Genomic DNA, 16,416 nt, shown 5'->3' on the forward strand with positions numbered 1-16,416 from the left:
CTATGGGACCGATCCTGAAACCAGCAGAGATCAACTTGGAAACGGCCGGCGGCAAGGGCGCGGCGCTGCATCGGCTGGCAGAAGGTGGCTTCGATGTGCCGGCCTTCTTCGTCGTCTCCGCAGATGCCTGTCGCCGGGAGGGCGAGTGCGTGGTCGCGTTGTCTGATCTTATCGCCGCGCTTGGCGATGCGCTCGACACCCTCGGTCCCGGCCCATACGCGGTGCGCTCATCCGGCCGTGCCGAGGACGGTGCCGCCCTCAGTCATGCTGGCCAGTTTCACACCGCGCTCGACGTGCCGGCCGAGGGCGTGGAAGACGCGATCTGCGCGGTCTGGGCCTCCGGCACCTCGGAAACGCTGGAGCATTACCGGCAGGCGACTCAGGCCGCCGAGGCTGAGCCGCCGGCGATCGTCGTGCAGCGGATGGTGCCGGCTCGCGCCGCCGGCGTGGCCTTTTCCGCCGATCCGGTGAGCGGGCTTCGCGACCGGCGGACCATCTCGGCCATCGCGGGGCTGGGCGAGGCTCTGGTCTCCGGTGAGGCGGACAGCGAAGACTGGCAGATTGGCTCAGACGGCGGCGTGATTGTCGCCCCGGAGGCGCCGCAGGTTCTCACGTCTGAGGAAGCACAGGAGATCGCCGCTTTGGTCGCGCGCGCCGAGGCCTTCTTTGGCCTGCCGCAGGATATCGAATGGGCGCTCGACGGCGCGCGCTTGCTGATGCTGCAATCCCGTCCTATCACCACGCCCCTGCGCCCGGCGCCTATGCCGGACGACTCCATGGTCGTGCTCGACAATTCCAACATCGTCGAAAGCTATCCGGGCATCGTCAGCCCGCTGACCTACAGTTTCGCGGTCCATGTCTACGGCCGGGTCTATCGCGCCTTCGTTGCGCTTCTCGGGGTCGGCGCGGCCGAGATCGCCGCCAATGGACCGGTCTTCGACAACATGCTCTCGCGGGTCGAGGGGCGGGTCTACTACAACCTCGGCAACTGGTATCGTGCGCTGGCGCTGCTGCCGGGCTTTTCGCGCAACCGCGACCACATGGAGACGATGATGGGCGTGGACGAGCCGCTGCCGGCCGAGTTGCGAGATTCCATCGGCCCGCCGCCGGCGACCGGCTTGCGGCGGCTCGCCGAGGCCGCGCGGACGGCGTGGGTGGCGGGGGGCTTGGGCTGGGCCGCGCTCCGGCTGCCGGCGACGAAACGGCGGTTCGAGGCGCGACTGGAACGGGCTCTGGCCACCGGGCCGCACCCGGACCGGGCGAACCTGAGCGAGCTCGCGGCCATCTACCGGACGATCGAGGCCGATCTGCTCGACCGCTGGGACGCGCCGCTCATCAACGATTTTCTGTGCATGATGGCCTTCGGTGGCTCGCGGAAGCTGCTGGAACGCTGGGCCGGTCCGGCGGGGCTGGCGCTGCACAACGACGTGATGATCGGGCAGGGTGACATCGTCTCGGCGGAGCCTTCGCGGAGGATCGCGCGGATGGGGCGGATGGTGGCCGAGGCGGGGCTTGCCGATGCGCTGGCGCGGGACGAACGCGAGGCGCTGGCGGGGCAGTCGGAGATCGCGGCCGAGTTCGATTCCTATATCGACCGCTTCGGGGATCGCTGCACGCAGGAGCTGAAGCTGGAATCGATCCCGCTCGACGAGGATCCCTCGCAGCTGCTCGCCGCCATCGTCGCCAGTGCCCGCCGGCCGGAGGGCGCCGTGCCGGAACGTGCCGAGCCCGACTGGCAGGTGCTGATGCCGGAGAGCCCGGTGAGGCGCTGGATCGCCCGGCAGGTCACGGCCTATGCCAAGGCACGGGTGCGCGACCGGGAGAACCTGCGGTTCGAACGCACCCGGATCTTCGGCCATGCCCGGCGTGTATTCCTCGCGATGGGGCGCGAGTTCTGGGCCGCCGGCCGGCTCGATGCTCCGCGCGATATCTTCCTGCTCACTGTGGAGGAGGTGCTCGGCGCCATCGAGGGCAACGCCCTGACGCAGGACATCCGGGCCATCGCCGCCGCGCGCAAGGCCGAGCAGGCCCGCCACGAGCGTCTGCCGGACCCACCGGAGCGGATGGTGGGGCGCGGTGCGGCGCTGCTGGTGGAGACCGGCGCGGTCGCGGCCGCGGAGCCCGAGACCGGGACGCTGCGCACCGGCACGGGCTGTTCCGCGGGCCAGGTCACCGCCCGGGCGCGGGTGATCCGCGACCCGCGCACCGAGCATCTGTCGGCTGGCGAGATCCTCGTGGCGCGCAACACCGATCCCGGCTGGATCGCCGTCTTTTCCAACGCCGCGGCCATCGTCGTCGAGCGCGGCTCGCTGCTGTCGCATTCGGCCATCGTGGCGCGGGAGTTGGGCATCCCCTGCGTCGTCGGAATCAAGGGGGCGACCGACTGGGTGCCGGACGGGGCGATGCTCTCCGTCGACGGCGAAACCGGGGAGGTGCGGCTGGCCCATGACCCGCAATGACATCGCCGAGCGCGCCCGGTTCGACATCATCCGTTACGCCCAGCTCTGGGAGGACGCCGATGTGCTCGTCGCCGCGATGCGCCCCGAGGCGGGGCAGCACTTCCTGTCGATCTGCTCGGCGGGCGACAATGCGTTGGCCCTGCTGACGCTGGATCCGGAGCGGGTCACGGCGGTGGATCTGTCGGCGGCGCAGCTCGACTGCCTGCGGCTGCGGATCGGGGCGATGCGGGCGCTGGATCAGCCCGATTTCCTTGAGCTCATGGGCTCGCGCCCCAGTGAGCGGCGCGGCGCGCTGCTGGACCGCGCCATCGCCGGCCTGCCGGAGGAGACGCGCGCCCGCTGGCAGGCGCTGCGCCCGGAGGTATTGGCCCATGGCGCGGGCGGGGTCGGGCGGTTCGAGCGCTACTTCCGCATTTTCCGCCGACTTATCCTGCCGCTCGTCCATTCGCGCCGGACCATCGACGACGTCTTCGTCTCTCGCCCGCCGGCCGAGCGCGCGCGGTTCCTTGATGAGCGCTTCGTCACCTGGCGCTGGCGGCTGATGTTGGAGCTGTTCTTCTCCCGCTTCGTCATGGGGCGTATGGGGCGAGACAAGGCGTTCTTCGACCATGTCGAGGGCTCGGTCGCCGAACATGTCGCGCGCCGCATCCGCCATGCCGGGGTGACCTGCGACCCGGCGGAGAACCCGTACCTGCACTGGATCCTCAAGGGTGGTCACGGGGCAGCCCTGCCGATGCCCTGGCGGCCCGGCCCCTACGAGGTGATCCGCGAACGGCTCGACCGGCTGGAGTTGGTGCAGGGCCCGCTCGAAGCTGCAGCCGGCCCGCCGGTGGACGGGTTCAACCTCTCGGACATCTTCGAATACATGTCCCCCGAGGCGGCGGAAGCGGCCTATCGGCAGGTGCTGGAGCGCGGCAGGCCGGGCAGCCGGCTGGTCTACTGGAACATGATGGCCCCGCGCCGCGTGCCGGCTTCGCTGGCCGAAAGCGTGACCACCCTGACGGCGCTCGAAGACCGGCTCAAGGCGCAGGACAAGGCGTTCTTCTACTCCGATTTCGTGATTGAGGAGATGCGCTGATGCAACTTCTCGGCCCGCTCCTCGTCGCAGTGGCCGCGATTCTCGGGCTTCTGGGATTCATGACGCTGGTGCGGCGCCGGGCCGAGGCGGCCGGCTGGAGCGCCGAGGTGCAGCGCAAGCTGGTCCACGTGGCTACGGGCCTCTTCGCCATCTGCCTGCCGTTCCTGTTTGCCGAGAACTGGCCGGTCTACATGCTTCTTGGCTTCACCGTCCTGGTGATGGCCGCAATGCGCGCGCCGATCCTGCGCGGCAGCGGCGCCTCGGCCGCGCTCCACTCGGTGGACCGGCAATCCTACGGTGATTTCCTGCTCGCCGCCGCGGTGGCGCTCGTCCTGCTGCTCAGCCAGCGCGACCCGCTGCTTTACGTGCTGCCGCTGGCCGTCCTGACGCTCGGAGATGCCGCCGCTGCGCTTGCGGGCAGCACCTATGGCCGGCGGCATTTCACCGTGGAGGACGGGGTCAAGAGCGTCGAGGGCAGCGCGATCCTGTTCATGGTGACCGTGATCCTCTCAATGGTCTGCCTGCTCCTGCTATCGGAGATCCCGCGGCAGAACGTGGTGATCCTCGGCTTCCTCATCGCCACCCTTGGCACGCTGGTCGAGGCCGACAGCTGGCGGGGGTTCGACAACCTGTTTCTGCCGCTCGCGGTGCTGATCATCCTGCGCGAGCATGGCGCGAGCCCGACTTCCGAACTGCTGGCGCTGGCCATCGTCTTTGCCGGCGCCTTCGCGCTGTTCCACATGCTGGCGGACCGGCTCGGGCTGTCCCGGCACGTGGCTCGGGTCTATCTGCTGGCGATCTTCCTGCTGCTGTCGGTGACCGCGATGCAGAACACGGTGCTCCCGCTCGCCATGCTGGTGCTGCACGTTCTGGCCGAACGCCGTACGCCGAGCGCGGACCGGCACCCGGAACTCGATGCCGTTGCCGCGCTGGCGGTGCTGAGTTTCGGCTGGCTGGCGGCGGGTCATGCCACGGGGCTCAACGCGCTCGACTTCTTCGGTGCGACCATGGCCGGGCTTTGCATCGCGCTGGCGGCGCTGGCGCTCGCCAGGGCAGCGCTCGTGTTGCGCCTCGGAGGGCTCGCGTTGCTTGCGGCCGGACTCTGGGCGTTCTGGCTCTGGCTGATCCAAGCCAACCTGGCCGCCAAGCACTGGGCCCCCAATGTCGGGCTTCTTCTTCTGGCCACTCTGGCGCTCTGCGGGTTGGCCGCGCTGCGCTGGCCCGGAGCCTTCCACCGACAGCGCATGGCCCGTCTCGCCGGGCTGAGCGTCGCCTTGCCGGCGCTGACCTATGCCACCTTCGCCCTGATCGGAGTCTCTTCATGACCGAAACCTTCACCGCAGCCGGCGCCCGCGTCACCCTCTTCCCCGACGCGCCCTCTTGGGACGGGAAGCCGACGATGGCGGTGGGCAAGTTCACGTGTGAGAGCGCCGAGGCCGGCCGCGCGGTGTTGGCGCAGGCCGAGACTGCCGCCCTGGCCAGGGGAGCGGCGCGGTTGCTCGGCCCGATGGACGGCAACACCTGGCACAGCTATCGACTCGTGACCGAAAGTGACGGCTCGCCGTCCTTCCTGATGGAGCCAAAGTCCGGCCCCGCGGATCTGCCCGCCCTCACCGCCGCCGGCTTCACGCCGATCGCCCGGTATCTCTCGGCCCGCGTCGCGCTTGCCGGCATGGACAACCCGCCGTCGTTCGACCCGGAGATCACCGTCGAGACCTGGGACGGAACCGACCCGGAGGCCCATTTCGGGCAGGTCTACGACCTGTCGCTCGCGGCCTTTGCCGGCAACGCGTTCTACACGCCGATCACGCGCGAGGACTTCCTCGGCATGTATCTTCCTTTCGTCCCGATGCTGCGGCGCGAGTTCGTTCTGTTTGCCCGGAACGGCGAGGGCGCGCTGGTGGGGTTTCTCTTCGGAATCCCGAACTACGGCTCCGGGCCGTCGCCCGACACGGTGATCCTCAAGACCTACGCCAGCACCCGGCACGGTGCGGGACAGGCGCTCGCCTCGGTGTTCCACGACGCGGCGCGCAAGGCGGGGTTCACCCATGCGATCCATGCGCTGATCCACGAAACCAACGTTTCCGCCCAACGCAGCGAACAGCTCGGGGGGCGCCTGTTCCGCCGCTACGCGCTGATGGGCAAGGTGCTCGATGACGACGCTCGTTGAGGCCTTCGCGGAGAGGGTCGCGCGGAGCCCCGATGCGCCGGCGATCCTCGATCCCTCGGGGGAGCTGACCAGCTTCGGGGAACTCGACCGGCGGGCCAGCGCCTTTGCCGCGCAGATCCGTGCGCGCGGGCTGGGCAAGGGGGACCGGGTGCTGGTGGCCGTTCCTGTCTCGGCGACGCTCTACGTGACGCTGGCCGGGATCTGGAAGGCGGGGCTTGTCGCCGTCTTCCCGGAGCCGGCGATGGGGCTGCGCGGACTGCTGCACGCAGTGCAGACGACCCGCCCCGCGGCCTTCGCCGCCAGCGGGCCATATCGGCTTCTGCGTGCCCTGCCGACGCTTTGGGGCCTGACCGGCCTGCGGCCGGGGGACGACGAGGCAGGCAACGTGCCGCCGGTTATGCTCGGCCCCGACGACCCGGCGCTGATCTCCTTCACCTCGGGCACAAGCGGCGCGCCCAAGGGGATCCTGAGGAGCCACGGGTTCCTGATGGCCCAGAACGCCGCCGTCGCGCCCTTGCTCGCCGCCAGCGGGCCGGAACGCGACCTCGTGGGGTTCCCGGTCTTCGTGCTGGTGAACCTCGCGGCTGGGCGCTGCTCGGTCTTGCCGAACTGGAAGCTCACCCGGCAGGACCGGGCCGACGGAGGACGGATCGGCGCATGGATCGCCCGGAGCGGCGCGACCCGCCTGCTGCTGCCGCCCTCGATATGCGAGAAACTGGCCGATTCCGGGGTGCCGGCCGGTGTCACGACGATCTTCACCGGCGGCGGGCCGGTCTTTCCGGACACGCTCCGGCGCCTTCTGGAGCGGCGTCCGGGCTTGCGGGTTGTGGCCGTCTATGGCTCCACCGAGGCCGAGCCGATCGCTGAGATCGGCACGGCGGAGATCGCCGCCGAGGATTGGGCCGAGATGGAGGCCGGCGGCGGGCTGCTGGCCGGTCCGCCGGTGCCGGAGATCAAGCTGCGGCTGGTCGAGGGCGAGGTTCAGGTCGCCGGGGCGCATGTCAACCGCGGCTACATCGACCCGGCGCAGGACAACGGCAACAAGGTCCGGGAGGGCGAACGGATCTGGCATCGTACCGGCGATGCGGCACGGCTCGACGGGCATGGCCGGCTCTGGCTGCTCGGGCGCTGGAAGCCGGGGGCGCAGGACGGGCCGATGCCGCTGCAGGTCGAGACGGCCGCGCGGTTCTGGCCAGGTGTCCGTCGGGCCGCGCTGGTGCGGATGGAGCAGGGGGCGGTGCTAGCCATCGAGGGAGACGTCCGCCATCTGGCACATTGGCAGACGGCGGCAAGGCGCCTCGGAATTGACCGCGTGGTCGAGGTCCGGCGGATGCCGATGGACCGGCGCCACGCCTCCAAGATCGACGAGCCCCGCCTGCGCCGCCAGCTTGGGGCCGGACAGTGAAACCAACGGGCTGAAGAGGCACGCATGACGACATTCTCCGCCAATCTCGGGTTCCTCTGGACAGACCGGCCACTGCCCGATGCTATCCGCGCCGCTCATGCCGCGGGCTTCGACGCCGTGGAATGCCATTGGCCCTTCGACACCCCGCCGGAGGAGATCGTTTCGGCCCTGCGCGAGACGGGGCTGGAGATGCTCGCGCTGAACACCCGGCGCGGCGACGTGGCGGCGGGCGAGAACGGGCTCCTTGCCCTGCCGGGTCGCGAAACGGAGGCGCAGGCGGCGATCGACGAGGCGATTGCCTATGCCCATGCCATCGGCACCCGGCGCATCCACGCGATGGCCGGGGTCGCCGAAGGCCCGCAGGCGCGGGAGACCTACGTGGCGAACCTCACCGAGGCCTGCGGAAAGGCCGCCGCCCACGGGATCACGCTGCTGATCGAACCGCTCAACCGGCATGACGCGCCCGGCTACTTCCTGACCACCACGGATCAGGCGCGGACCGTCATCGAGGAGGTCGGCGCGGGCAACCTGATGCTCATGTTCGACTGCTACCACGTGCAGCGGACGGAGGGCGACGTGACCGGCCGGCTGGCCGATCTTCTGCCGCTGGTCGGGCATATCCAGTTCGCCTCGGTGCCCGACCGCGGCGCGCCGGACCATGGAGAATTGTTCTATCCCTTCGTCTTCGAGCGGATCGCGGCGTTCGGGTGGTCGGCGCCACTCGGGGCCGAATACCGGACCGGCGGCGATACCGGTGCGACTCTGGGCTGGCTCCGCGCCATACGGTGAGCGCGCGCGGCGGAGGCGCTTGCCCGCGATCGCCCCGTTGGCGTAGGCTCGTGGGACGCGTCGGCGGGAAGGGGCCGCGAGGAGAGGCCCTGGCTGGCCGGGCGTGAAAGAAACGGAGGGGAAAATCAGAGTCTTGAACAGACCGCCGCCGCTTTCCGAGACGGAGCGCAGACCGGAGATGACCACCTTGGCGGATCGTCTGTGAAGACCGTTCTGCTGCCGCTCGCCGTTGGCGCGCTGCTTCTGGCGTTCTGGGCCAGCGCGGATTTCCAGGAGATAGCGGCGGGCGTCGCCATCTTCCTGTTCGGGATGTTCATGCTCGAAGACGGGTTCAAGATGTTCTCGGGCGGCTTCCTGGAGCGCATGCTGGCGGCGACCACGGATTCGCTCGGCAAGTCGCTCGGTTTCGGGATTGTCTCGACCACGCTCATGCAGTCGAGCTCGCTGGTCTCGGTGATCACCATCTCCTTTCTCAGCGCGGGGCTCATCACGCTGGCGGCGGGGGTCGGCATCATCTTTGGCGCCAACATCGGCACCACCACCGGCGCCTGGCTGGTCGCCGGGCTCGGGCTCAAGGTGAATATCTCGGCCTACGCGCTGCCGATGCTCGGGGTCAGCATCATCCTGGTGTTCCAGAAATCGAAATACCTCCGCGGCGCGGGCTATATCCTCGCCGGGCTCGGCTTTCTCTTCCTCGGCATCCACCACATGAAGGAGGGGTTCGACTCCTTCAAGGAACAGTTCGACCTCACCCGGTTCGCGATGACGGGTGTGCTCGGGCTGGTGGTCTATACGCTCATCGGGGCGGCGGCGACGGTGGTCATGCAGTCGAGCCACGCGACGATGGTGCTGACGATCACCGCGCTGGCGGCGGGGCAGGTCTCCTACGAGAACGCCATCGCGCTGGCGATCGGGGCAAATATCGGCACGACGGTCACCGCCATCATCGGGTCGCTCACGGCGAATTTCCAGGGCAAGCGGCTGGCGCTGGCGCACCTGCTGTTCAACCTGGTGACCGCCGGGGTGGCGCTCGTCCTGATCAACCAGATCGTCTGGGCGGTCGACGAGATCAGCGATCTCGTCGGGATCAATGCGGAGGATTACGCGCTCAAGCTCGCTGTCTTCCACACGATCTTCAACGTGCTCGGCGTCGCGATCATGGTACCGCTGATCGGTCAGCTTATCGCCCTGCTGGAGCGGACGATCCCCGAGCCGGAGCCGGATGTCAGCAAGCCCAGGTATCTCAGCGAGGCGGTGGACGGCTTCCCCGCGACGATCGTCGCGGCGATGCGCAACGAGGTCCGGCACCTGCAGGACAACGCCATCGCCCTCATCGCCCACGGCCTGAACCTGCACCGCGAGGAGATCTACGCCAGCGACGACATCGCCGCGACCGTGGCCACCAGCACCGAACCGATGGAGCTGGAGTTCGACGAACTCTACGAGACCCGGGTCAAGTCGCTCTATGCCGCCATCGTGGAATTCGCCACGCGGGCCGGGACGCAGAGCCTGCCAAAGGACACGATGGAGCAGGTTCACCTGCTCTGGGACGCCGCGCAGCGCACGGTTCGCGCGGTCAAGGCGGTCAAGCACATGCGTCGCAACGCCAGCGCCTACACCACCCATCCGAAGGGGACGGCGACGGATCTCTACAACGGTCTGCGCACCGAGATCGCCCGCATCCTCGTCGAGATCGACGATCTCGAGCGGAGCGACCCGGAGATGCGGTCGAGCCTCTGGCTGGACGATGAACGGATCCAGGTGGAGCGCGACCGCAAGAACTCGACGCGGCTGGTCGAGGAACTGATCCGCGACCGCAGGATCGGCGCCGCCACGGCGACCTCCTTCCTCAACGATTCCGATTATGCCTATGCGGCAATGACGGACCTGATCGAAGCGGCCCGGGTGTATTATATCGAGACTGAGGGCGCGGTTGCCGAGGTTGAACGGATCCTCGCCCTCGAGGAAGACGAGATTCAGGAGTTGTCGGCCTGAGCGGGGCGATCCGCCGAAGGCTGCAACGGCACATCCGGAGGATGGCACGATGGCCCTGGAAAAGACGATTGCCCGGCTGGACGATTATTACGCCAGGCTGAAGAGCGACAAGGCTGACCGGATCAAGGTCCGTCATGTCGAGAAGGTCATCCTCAAGCTCGAAGCCAAGCAGGAGGCGCTTCGCAAGGACCTTGAGAAGGCGACCAAGCCGTCGAAACGGGAACGTCTCGAAGCCAAGCTCAAGATCGTTCACGACCAGATGGCCCGCGCCCGCTGGCTGCGCAAGCAGATCACCAAGTCCGAGTGACGTGCGCGGCCCGCTCGGGTCCTCGGTGACGGTCGCCCCGCGCCGCGTTGGCGCAGGGCGCAAGGCTCAGCCGGCGCGCCGGCCGTCCGCGCCGAAGACCATCTGGTGCTCCGGGCTCCAGTCGAGATGGAGCGAAGCGCCCTCCGCGGGGATGGGCTCCCCTGCGTCCTGGCGAACGGTGATCGCCGCGCCGTCCTCGGTGCGCAGATGGACCAGCGTTTCAGCGCCAAGCGCCTCGGCATAAGCGACCGTGGCCGCGAGCTTGCCGCTCGCGCCTAGCCGGACATGCTCCGGGCGGATGCCCACCTGCGCGCCCGCCGGCCCGCCGCCGACGCGTCCGGCATCGAGGAAATTCGTCGGCGGCGAGCCGATGAAGCCGGCGACGAAAGCGGTCTGCGGGTTGGCATAGACCTCCAGTGGCGCGCCGACCTGGTCGGCGACCCCGTCGTGCATCACGATCATGCGGTCGGCCAGCGTCATCGCCTCCACCTGGTCATGGGTGACATAGAGCGAGGTGACCCCCAGTTCGCGCTGCAGCGCCTTGATCTCCAGCCGCATCTGCACCCGGAGCTTGGCGTCGAGGTTGCTGAGCGGTTCGTCGAACAGGAACACCGCCGGCTTGCGCACGATCGCGCGCCCCATGGCGACGCGCTGGCGCTGGCCGCCCGACAGCTCGCGCGGGCGGCGTTTGAGGTATTCCTCGAGCTGCAACATCCGCGCGGCCGTCTGAACGCGCGACTCGATCTCCGCCCGCGGCACCTTCGCGATCTTGAGCCCGTAGGCCATGTTGTCGAAGACCGACATGTGCGGGTAGAGCGCGTAGTTCTGGAACACCATCGCGATGTCCCGGTCCATCGGCTCGACCTCGTTGACCCGCGTGCCGCCGATCCGGACCTCGCCGCTGGTCACCGTCTCCAGCCCCGCCACCATGCGCAGCAGGGTGGACTTGCCGCAGCCGGAGGGGCCGACGATGACGATGAACTCGCCATCCTCGATTTCGATGTCGACGCCATGGATGACGTCCGTCTTGCCGAAGCTCTTCTTCAAGTTTTCGAGCGAAACTGTCGCCATCTATTTCTCACTTTCCACAAGGCCGCGGATGAACAGCCGCTGCATTCCGATCACCACGATGATCGGTGGCACCATGGCCAGGATCGATGTCGCCATGATCACCGGCCAGTCGGCGATGTCGTCGCCGGAGGGGAACATCTGCTTGATGCCCATCACGATGGTATTCATCTCCGGATCTGTCGTGATCAGGAGCGGCCAGAGATACTGGTTCCAGCCGTAGATGAAGAGGATCACGAAGAGCGCGGCGATGTTCGTGCGGCTCATCGGCAGCAGGATGTCGACGAAGAACCGCATGGGCCGCGCGCCATCGACGCGGGCGGCCTCGGCCAGCTCGTCCGGAACGGTCATGAAGAACTGCCGGAACAGGAAGGTCGCCGTGGCCGAGGCGATCAGCGGGAAGATCAGGCCGGAGTAGCTGTTGAGCATTCCGAAATTGGCCGCCACCTCGTAGGTCGGTACGATGCGCACCTCCACGGGCAGCATCAGGGTCAGGAAGATCAGCCAGAAGAAGAGCTTCCGGAGCGGGAAGCGGAAGTAGACGATCGCGAAGGCCGAGAGCAGCGAGATCACGATCTTGCCGAGCGCGATCCCGAGCGCCATCACGCCCGAGTTCACCAGCATCCGCGCCACCGGCGCGTTGACGCCCGAGGTCAGCGCGCGGGAGTAGTTCTCGAAGAACTGGTCGCCCGGCAGCAGGGGCATCGGCGGGCGCACGATGTCCTGCTGCTCGACCGTCGATGCGACGAAGGCGAGCCAGATCGGGAAGAAGATGAAGGCGACGCCGATGATCAGGCCCAGATGGGTGAGCCAGAGCCCGGCGCCGCGCTTTTCGACCATGCCGTTGTGCTGTGCCATCAGTAGTGCACCCTGCGTTCGATGAACTTGAACTGGACCACCGTCAGGATCGACACGACGACAAGCAGGATCACGGATTGCGCCGCCGAGGAACCGAGGTCCTGGCCCACGAAACCGTCGGCATAGACCTTGTAGACGAGGATCGTCGTCGCCTGCTGAGGCCCGCCGCTGGTGATCGTGTGGATCACGCCGAAGGTCTCGAAGAAGGCGTAGATGATGTTGACCACCAGCAGGAAGAAGGTGGTGGGCGACAGCAGCGGAAAGACGATGGTGCGGAACCGCGTCCAGAACCGCGCGCCGTCGATCGCCGCTGCTTCGATCACCGATTTCGGGATCGCCTGCAGCCCGGCGAGGAAGAACAGGAAGTTGTAGCTGATCCGTCCCCAGGCCGAGGCGACGACCACAAGGCCCATAGCCTCGCCCTCGTTAAGCACGTGGTTCCAGTCGTATCCCAGCAGGCCGAGATACCAGGTCACCACGCCGACGCGGGTGTTGAACATGAAGAGCCACAGCACGCCGGCCACGGCGGGGGCGACCGCATAGGGCCAGATCAGCAGCGTGCGATAGGTCCCGGAGCCCTTGATCAGCCGGTCTGCGAGCACCGCGAGGTAGAGCGCGACAGCCATCGAGACAATGGTGACCAGCGAGGAGAACACCGCCGTGGTTGCGAAGGAGGCGCGGTAGTAGGGATCGCTCAGCAAGAACTCGAAGTTCCCCAGGCCCACGAACTGCATCGACAGGCCGAAGGGATCGGGGATGAACAGCGACTGCCAGATCGCCTGCCCGGCCGGGTAGAAGAAGAACACGGCCGTGATCAGGATCTGCGGGAAGACCAGCAGGATCGGCAGCCAGATGCCCTTGAAGGTGACGCGTTTTTCCATCTGAGATGCGCGGCGCTCCCGTTGGCCGGGAGCGCCGCCTTTCCGTTTACTGCGAGGCTTGTTCGAAGCGGCGCAGCAGGGCGTTGCCCCGCTCCACGGCGCTGTCGAGCGCGGCCTGGGCGTCCTTGTCACCCGACCAGACGGCTTCCAGTTCCTCGTCGATGATCGTGCGGATCTGGTCGAACGATCCGAGCCGCAGGCCCTTGGAGTTTTCGGTCGGTTCCTTGGCCGTCATCTGGATCACGGCGATGTCCGTGCCCGGGTTCGCGTCGTAGAAACCCTGCTCGCGGGTCAGCTCTCCGGCCTCGGCGGTGATCGGCAGATAGCCGGTATCCTGGTGCCACTTGGCCTGGATCTCGGGCGAGCTGAGGAAGTTCAGGAACGCCGCGACGCCCTTGTAATCCTCGGCTTCGTGGCCTTCCATGACCCAGAGCGAGGCGCCACCGATGATGGTGTTCTGCGGCTCCGCGGTCACGGCTTCCCAATAGGGCAGCGGGCGCACTTCGAAGTCGAACTGGGCCTCGGACTTGATGCCCGCGTAGCCGGCCGAGGATTCGGTGAACAGCGCGCATTCACCGGCGCGGAAGTTGGCGCCGCCCTCGTTGCGACGGCCGGCATAGATGAACTTGCCGTCCTTTGCCCACTCGCCCATGGCCGAGATATGCGCCACCTGGGCTTCGCCGTTGAAGGCCAGTTCCGTGTCGGTGCCGGCGAAGCCGTTGTCCTGCGTCGCGAAGGGCACGTCGTGATAGGCCGAGAGGTTCTCGAGGTGGATCCAGCTCTGCCAGGCGGTGGTCATCGGGCACTGCACGCCGGCTTCCTTGAGCTGGTCGAGCACCGCGCCGACCTTTTCCCAGGTCGAGAGATCGGTGTCGGGGTCGATGCCGGCCTCGGAGAGTATGTCGCGGTTGACCCAGAGAACCGGGGTCGAGGAGTTGAACGGCAGCGACAGCATGTTGCCGTCGGGCGCGGTGTAGTAGCCCTTGACCGAGCCGATGTACTTGGACTGGTCGAACTCGGCGCCGGCTTCCTCCATCACCGTGTAGACCGGCTTGATGGCGCCCTTGGCGGCCATCATGGTCGCGGTGCCGACCTCGAAGACCATCAGGATTTCCGGTTGCTCGCCGGCGCGGAAGGCGGCGATGCCGGCGTTCAGCGTTTCCGAATAGTTGCCCTTGTGGGTCGCCTTGACGACATAGTCGCTCTGGCTGCCGTTGAAGGTCTCGACCTGTTCGGCGACGAGGTCACCGAGGCGGCCGGTGAAGGCATGCCAGAACTCGATTTCGGTTTGCGCGGCGGCCATCTGGGCGGAGCCGAGGCTGGCGGCCAGCGCCAGCGAGGACAGTGCGTATTTCATTGGTGCGTTTCTCCCAAAGTGATTTCGTCTTTCCTGCGCCGGGCACGGTCTCGGGCAGGGTCGTTCTTTGCTGGTTTCAATGGTCCGTGCGTTATCTCTCACTGCTTCCCCTCATGGCCTCCGGATGATGAAATCCGGAACGATCGCCGTGCGGGCGATCGCGTTCGGGATGTCGAGCCCCTCGAAGAAGCCGAACTCCGCCACCAGGGCGGAGGCGACGCCCACGGTCTGGGCTCCCAGGATGTCGGTGTGCAGGCTGTCGCCCACCATCAGCACCCGCGACGGCGGCACCTCCCGCCCGATCCGGGCGAGGGCGAGGTCGTAGATGTTGGCGAAGGGCTTGCCGTAGAACGCGGGCTCGATGCCGAGCCTGTCTGCGATGCGATGCGCGAAATAGCCGGGCTCGGCAGAGAAGCCCTCGTCGCGCGGCGCAATGATGTCCGGATTGGCAACCAGCAACGGGCGCGGCGCGGCGCGCAGGCTGTCTTCGAGCACCGCCTGCCGCGCTTCCGTCCAGCCGTCGCTGCCCACCAGCAGGAATCCGTCCGCCTCGGCATAGGCGGCGGGATCGTCGCCCAGCGGTATCATGCGCGCGCTGCGCAGATCGTCGAGCCGGGTCTCCGGCGGGGCCATCACGCCCCAGCACCGCGGCGGCTGCGCCTCCAGCGCGACCGCGAGCGCGGCCCGGCTGGACACGATGTCGGCCACATCGAAGTCGTAGCCGAGACGATGGTATTTTTCGCCAAGATCCTGCTGCGTCAGGCTCGCGGCGTTGGACACCACGAGCACGCGCTTGCCGCTCCGCCGCAGCGCCTCGATCCGCTCCGCGGTTCCGGGAATGGCGCTGTTGCCGATGTTGAGCACCCCGTAGGCGTCCAGCAGCAAGACGTCGAACCTGTCGGCGATCTCGGCCAGCGTTGCGGCTTCTACGGGCGCTGCGGAACTCTGGCGCGGAACGGGCAGACGACTGCGCGCGCGCTCGTAGGCTTCGAAGGCCTCGGCAGAGGTCAGTCGGATCAAGCGACCCTCCCGGCGTTTGCGCGGCGGACATAGCGCCCACGGTAGGTGTTCTGTCCCGTCATTGCGCCACCAGAATGTCGGTGCCGCTGAAGGCAAGGGCTGCGGCGAGCTCGCCCTCCGGCGCGCGGTCGACGACGATGCAGTCGAGATCGGCGAAGTCTGCCACGTGGGCCAGTCCTTTGCGGCCGAACTTGGCGCTGCCGATCAGGAGGTGCCTGCGCGCAGCGCGTTGCAACATCCGGCGCTTGACCGCGGCAAAGCCCTGCACGGCCTCCGACGGGCCTTCGGCAGAGATCCCGGAGGCACCGATGAAGCAGCGGTCGACGTTGAATCGGCCGATGAAATCGAGTGTGTCGGTCCCGACCAGCGCGGATTCGGCCGGCAGGTAGTCGCCGGGGCAGAGCCGGATCGAGATGCCCTCGCCGGTGGCCAGGGTCATGGCCACGGGGATGGAATTGGTCAGCACCGTGCAGCGCGTCCCGAGAATGGCTAGCGCGCGGGCAAAGGCGATGGTGGTGGAGCCGGAATCCACCATGAGCGTTTCGCCATCGGCGACCAACGCGGCGGCGCGACGCCCGATCTTGTCGCGCTCCGCGACATGGGCGGCGCTGCGTTCGTCGAGGCTCGGGTGGTGGCCATGGGCGGGCGCGTAGGCGCCGCCGGTGGCCCGATGGATCAACCCCTCGCCGCTGAGCGCGTCAAAGTCGCGCCGGATGGTCTCGGACGAGACGCCGAAACGCTCTGCAAGGTCACCGTTGCGGACATGGGGCTGCAGTTTCAGCTCAAGCAGGATCTGCCGCCGCCGCTCCGACTTCTTGAGCCGAAGTGGCACGGCATTGCCGTGTCTTTCTGCAGATCCTGTGGTCATTGTCAGCCCGTCTCCCCGCGAACCGCGTTGAAATCATGTGGCTGATCGCACAGCAACGCAACAGTTTTGTGGCAAATCCATCGTTCCCTAAGGGAAGTGCGAGGGTTTGGGGAATTTCGAAAGCGGCTGGGGCTGAAGGACTCGGGGGCGAAATGGAAAGG

Annotated in this window: 14 protein-coding genes; 8 read left to right on the forward strand and 6 right to left on the reverse strand. The window is 67.6% G+C overall.

The window, feature by feature from the left end:
- Positions 1–2: 2 nt before the first annotated feature.
- From ACFQ2S_RS12380 to ACFQ2S_RS12415, 8 genes are all read left to right on the forward strand, one after another.
- Complete coding sequence (locus ACFQ2S_RS12380; protein ID WP_386074858.1) at positions 3–2,459, forward strand: PEP/pyruvate-binding domain-containing protein; 2,457 nt, start codon at positions 3–5, stop codon at positions 2,457–2,459.
- Positions 2,446–3,537, forward strand: coding sequence for a DUF3419 family protein (locus tag ACFQ2S_RS12385; protein WP_386074859.1), 1,092 nt, complete (start codon positions 2,446–2,448; stop codon positions 3,535–3,537). The genes ACFQ2S_RS12380 and ACFQ2S_RS12385 overlap by 14 nt, the downstream gene beginning before the upstream one ends.
- Entirely contained in the window at positions 3,537–4,862 is a 1,326-nt protein-coding gene (locus ACFQ2S_RS12390) for a hypothetical protein (protein ID WP_386074860.1), read from the forward strand. The genes ACFQ2S_RS12385 and ACFQ2S_RS12390 overlap by 1 nt, the downstream gene beginning before the upstream one ends.
- Positions 4,859–5,707: a hypothetical protein gene (locus tag ACFQ2S_RS12395; protein ID WP_386074862.1), complete on the forward strand. Its 849-nt coding sequence runs from the start codon at positions 4,859–4,861 to the stop codon at positions 5,705–5,707. The genes ACFQ2S_RS12390 and ACFQ2S_RS12395 overlap by 4 nt, the downstream gene beginning before the upstream one ends.
- Positions 5,691–7,112: an AMP-binding protein gene (locus ACFQ2S_RS12400; RefSeq protein ID WP_386074864.1), complete on the forward strand. Its 1,422-nt coding sequence runs from the start codon at positions 5,691–5,693 to the stop codon at positions 7,110–7,112. Before ACFQ2S_RS12395 ends, ACFQ2S_RS12400 begins: the two co-directional genes overlap by 17 nt.
- Positions 7,113–7,136: 24 nt before the next feature.
- A complete protein-coding gene (locus ACFQ2S_RS12405) occupies positions 7,137–7,901 on the forward strand; it encodes a hydroxypyruvate isomerase family protein (RefSeq protein WP_386074865.1) in 765 nt (254 codons plus the stop codon).
- Between the two features lie 201 nt (positions 7,902–8,102).
- The gene (locus tag ACFQ2S_RS12410) at positions 8,103–9,896 is read left to right on the forward strand and encodes a Na/Pi cotransporter family protein (RefSeq protein ID WP_386074867.1); all 1,794 of its coding nucleotides are present in this window, start codon (positions 8,103–8,105) and stop codon (positions 9,894–9,896) included.
- 49 nt (positions 9,897–9,945) lie between these two features.
- The gene (locus tag ACFQ2S_RS12415; protein ID WP_089233388.1) at positions 9,946–10,203 is read left to right on the forward strand and encodes a hypothetical protein; all 258 of its coding nucleotides are present in this window, start codon (positions 9,946–9,948) and stop codon (positions 10,201–10,203) included.
- Positions 10,204–10,269: 66 nt separating this feature from the next.
- Here the strand turns inward: ACFQ2S_RS12415 and ACFQ2S_RS12420 are convergent, their stop codons facing one another.
- The 6 genes from ACFQ2S_RS12420 to ACFQ2S_RS12445 all read right to left on the reverse strand — a co-directional run bounded on the left by ACFQ2S_RS12420 (position 10,270) and on the right by ACFQ2S_RS12445 (position 16,255).
- Positions 10,270–11,274: an ABC transporter ATP-binding protein gene (locus tag ACFQ2S_RS12420; protein ID WP_386074868.1), complete on the reverse strand. Its 1,005-nt coding sequence runs from the start codon at positions 11,272–11,274 to the stop codon at positions 10,270–10,272.
- Positions 11,275–12,111 (reverse strand): sn-glycerol-3-phosphate ABC transporter permease UgpE, encoded by an 837-nt coding sequence (gene ugpE, locus ACFQ2S_RS12425; protein ID WP_386074992.1) that lies wholly within the window; start codon positions 12,109–12,111, stop codon positions 11,275–11,277.
- Between the two features lie 17 nt (positions 12,112–12,128).
- Positions 12,129–13,010, reverse strand: a complete 882-nt coding sequence (ugpA, locus tag ACFQ2S_RS12430; RefSeq protein ID WP_386074870.1) for a sn-glycerol-3-phosphate ABC transporter permease UgpA — start codon at positions 13,008–13,010, stop codon at positions 12,129–12,131.
- Between the two features lie 46 nt (positions 13,011–13,056).
- A complete protein-coding gene (gene ugpB / locus ACFQ2S_RS12435; RefSeq protein WP_386074872.1) occupies positions 13,057–14,367 on the reverse strand; it encodes a sn-glycerol-3-phosphate ABC transporter substrate-binding protein UgpB in 1,311 nt (436 codons plus the stop codon).
- Positions 14,368–14,478: 111 nt separating this feature from the next.
- On the reverse strand, positions 14,479–15,387 hold the full coding sequence (locus ACFQ2S_RS12440; RefSeq protein ID WP_386074874.1) for an HAD-IIA family hydrolase: 909 nt from the start codon (positions 15,385–15,387) through the stop codon (positions 14,479–14,481).
- 58 nt (positions 15,388–15,445) lie between these two features.
- Positions 15,446–16,255 (reverse strand): DeoR/GlpR family DNA-binding transcription regulator, encoded by an 810-nt coding sequence (locus tag ACFQ2S_RS12445; RefSeq protein WP_386074876.1) that lies wholly within the window; start codon positions 16,253–16,255, stop codon positions 15,446–15,448.
- Between the last annotated feature and the right edge of the window lie 161 nt (positions 16,256–16,416).

Origin of the sequence: Tropicimonas aquimaris (assembly GCF_042676185.1) — a bacterium.
GTDB lineage: Bacteria > Pseudomonadota > Alphaproteobacteria > Rhodobacterales > Rhodobacteraceae > Tropicimonas > Tropicimonas aquimaris.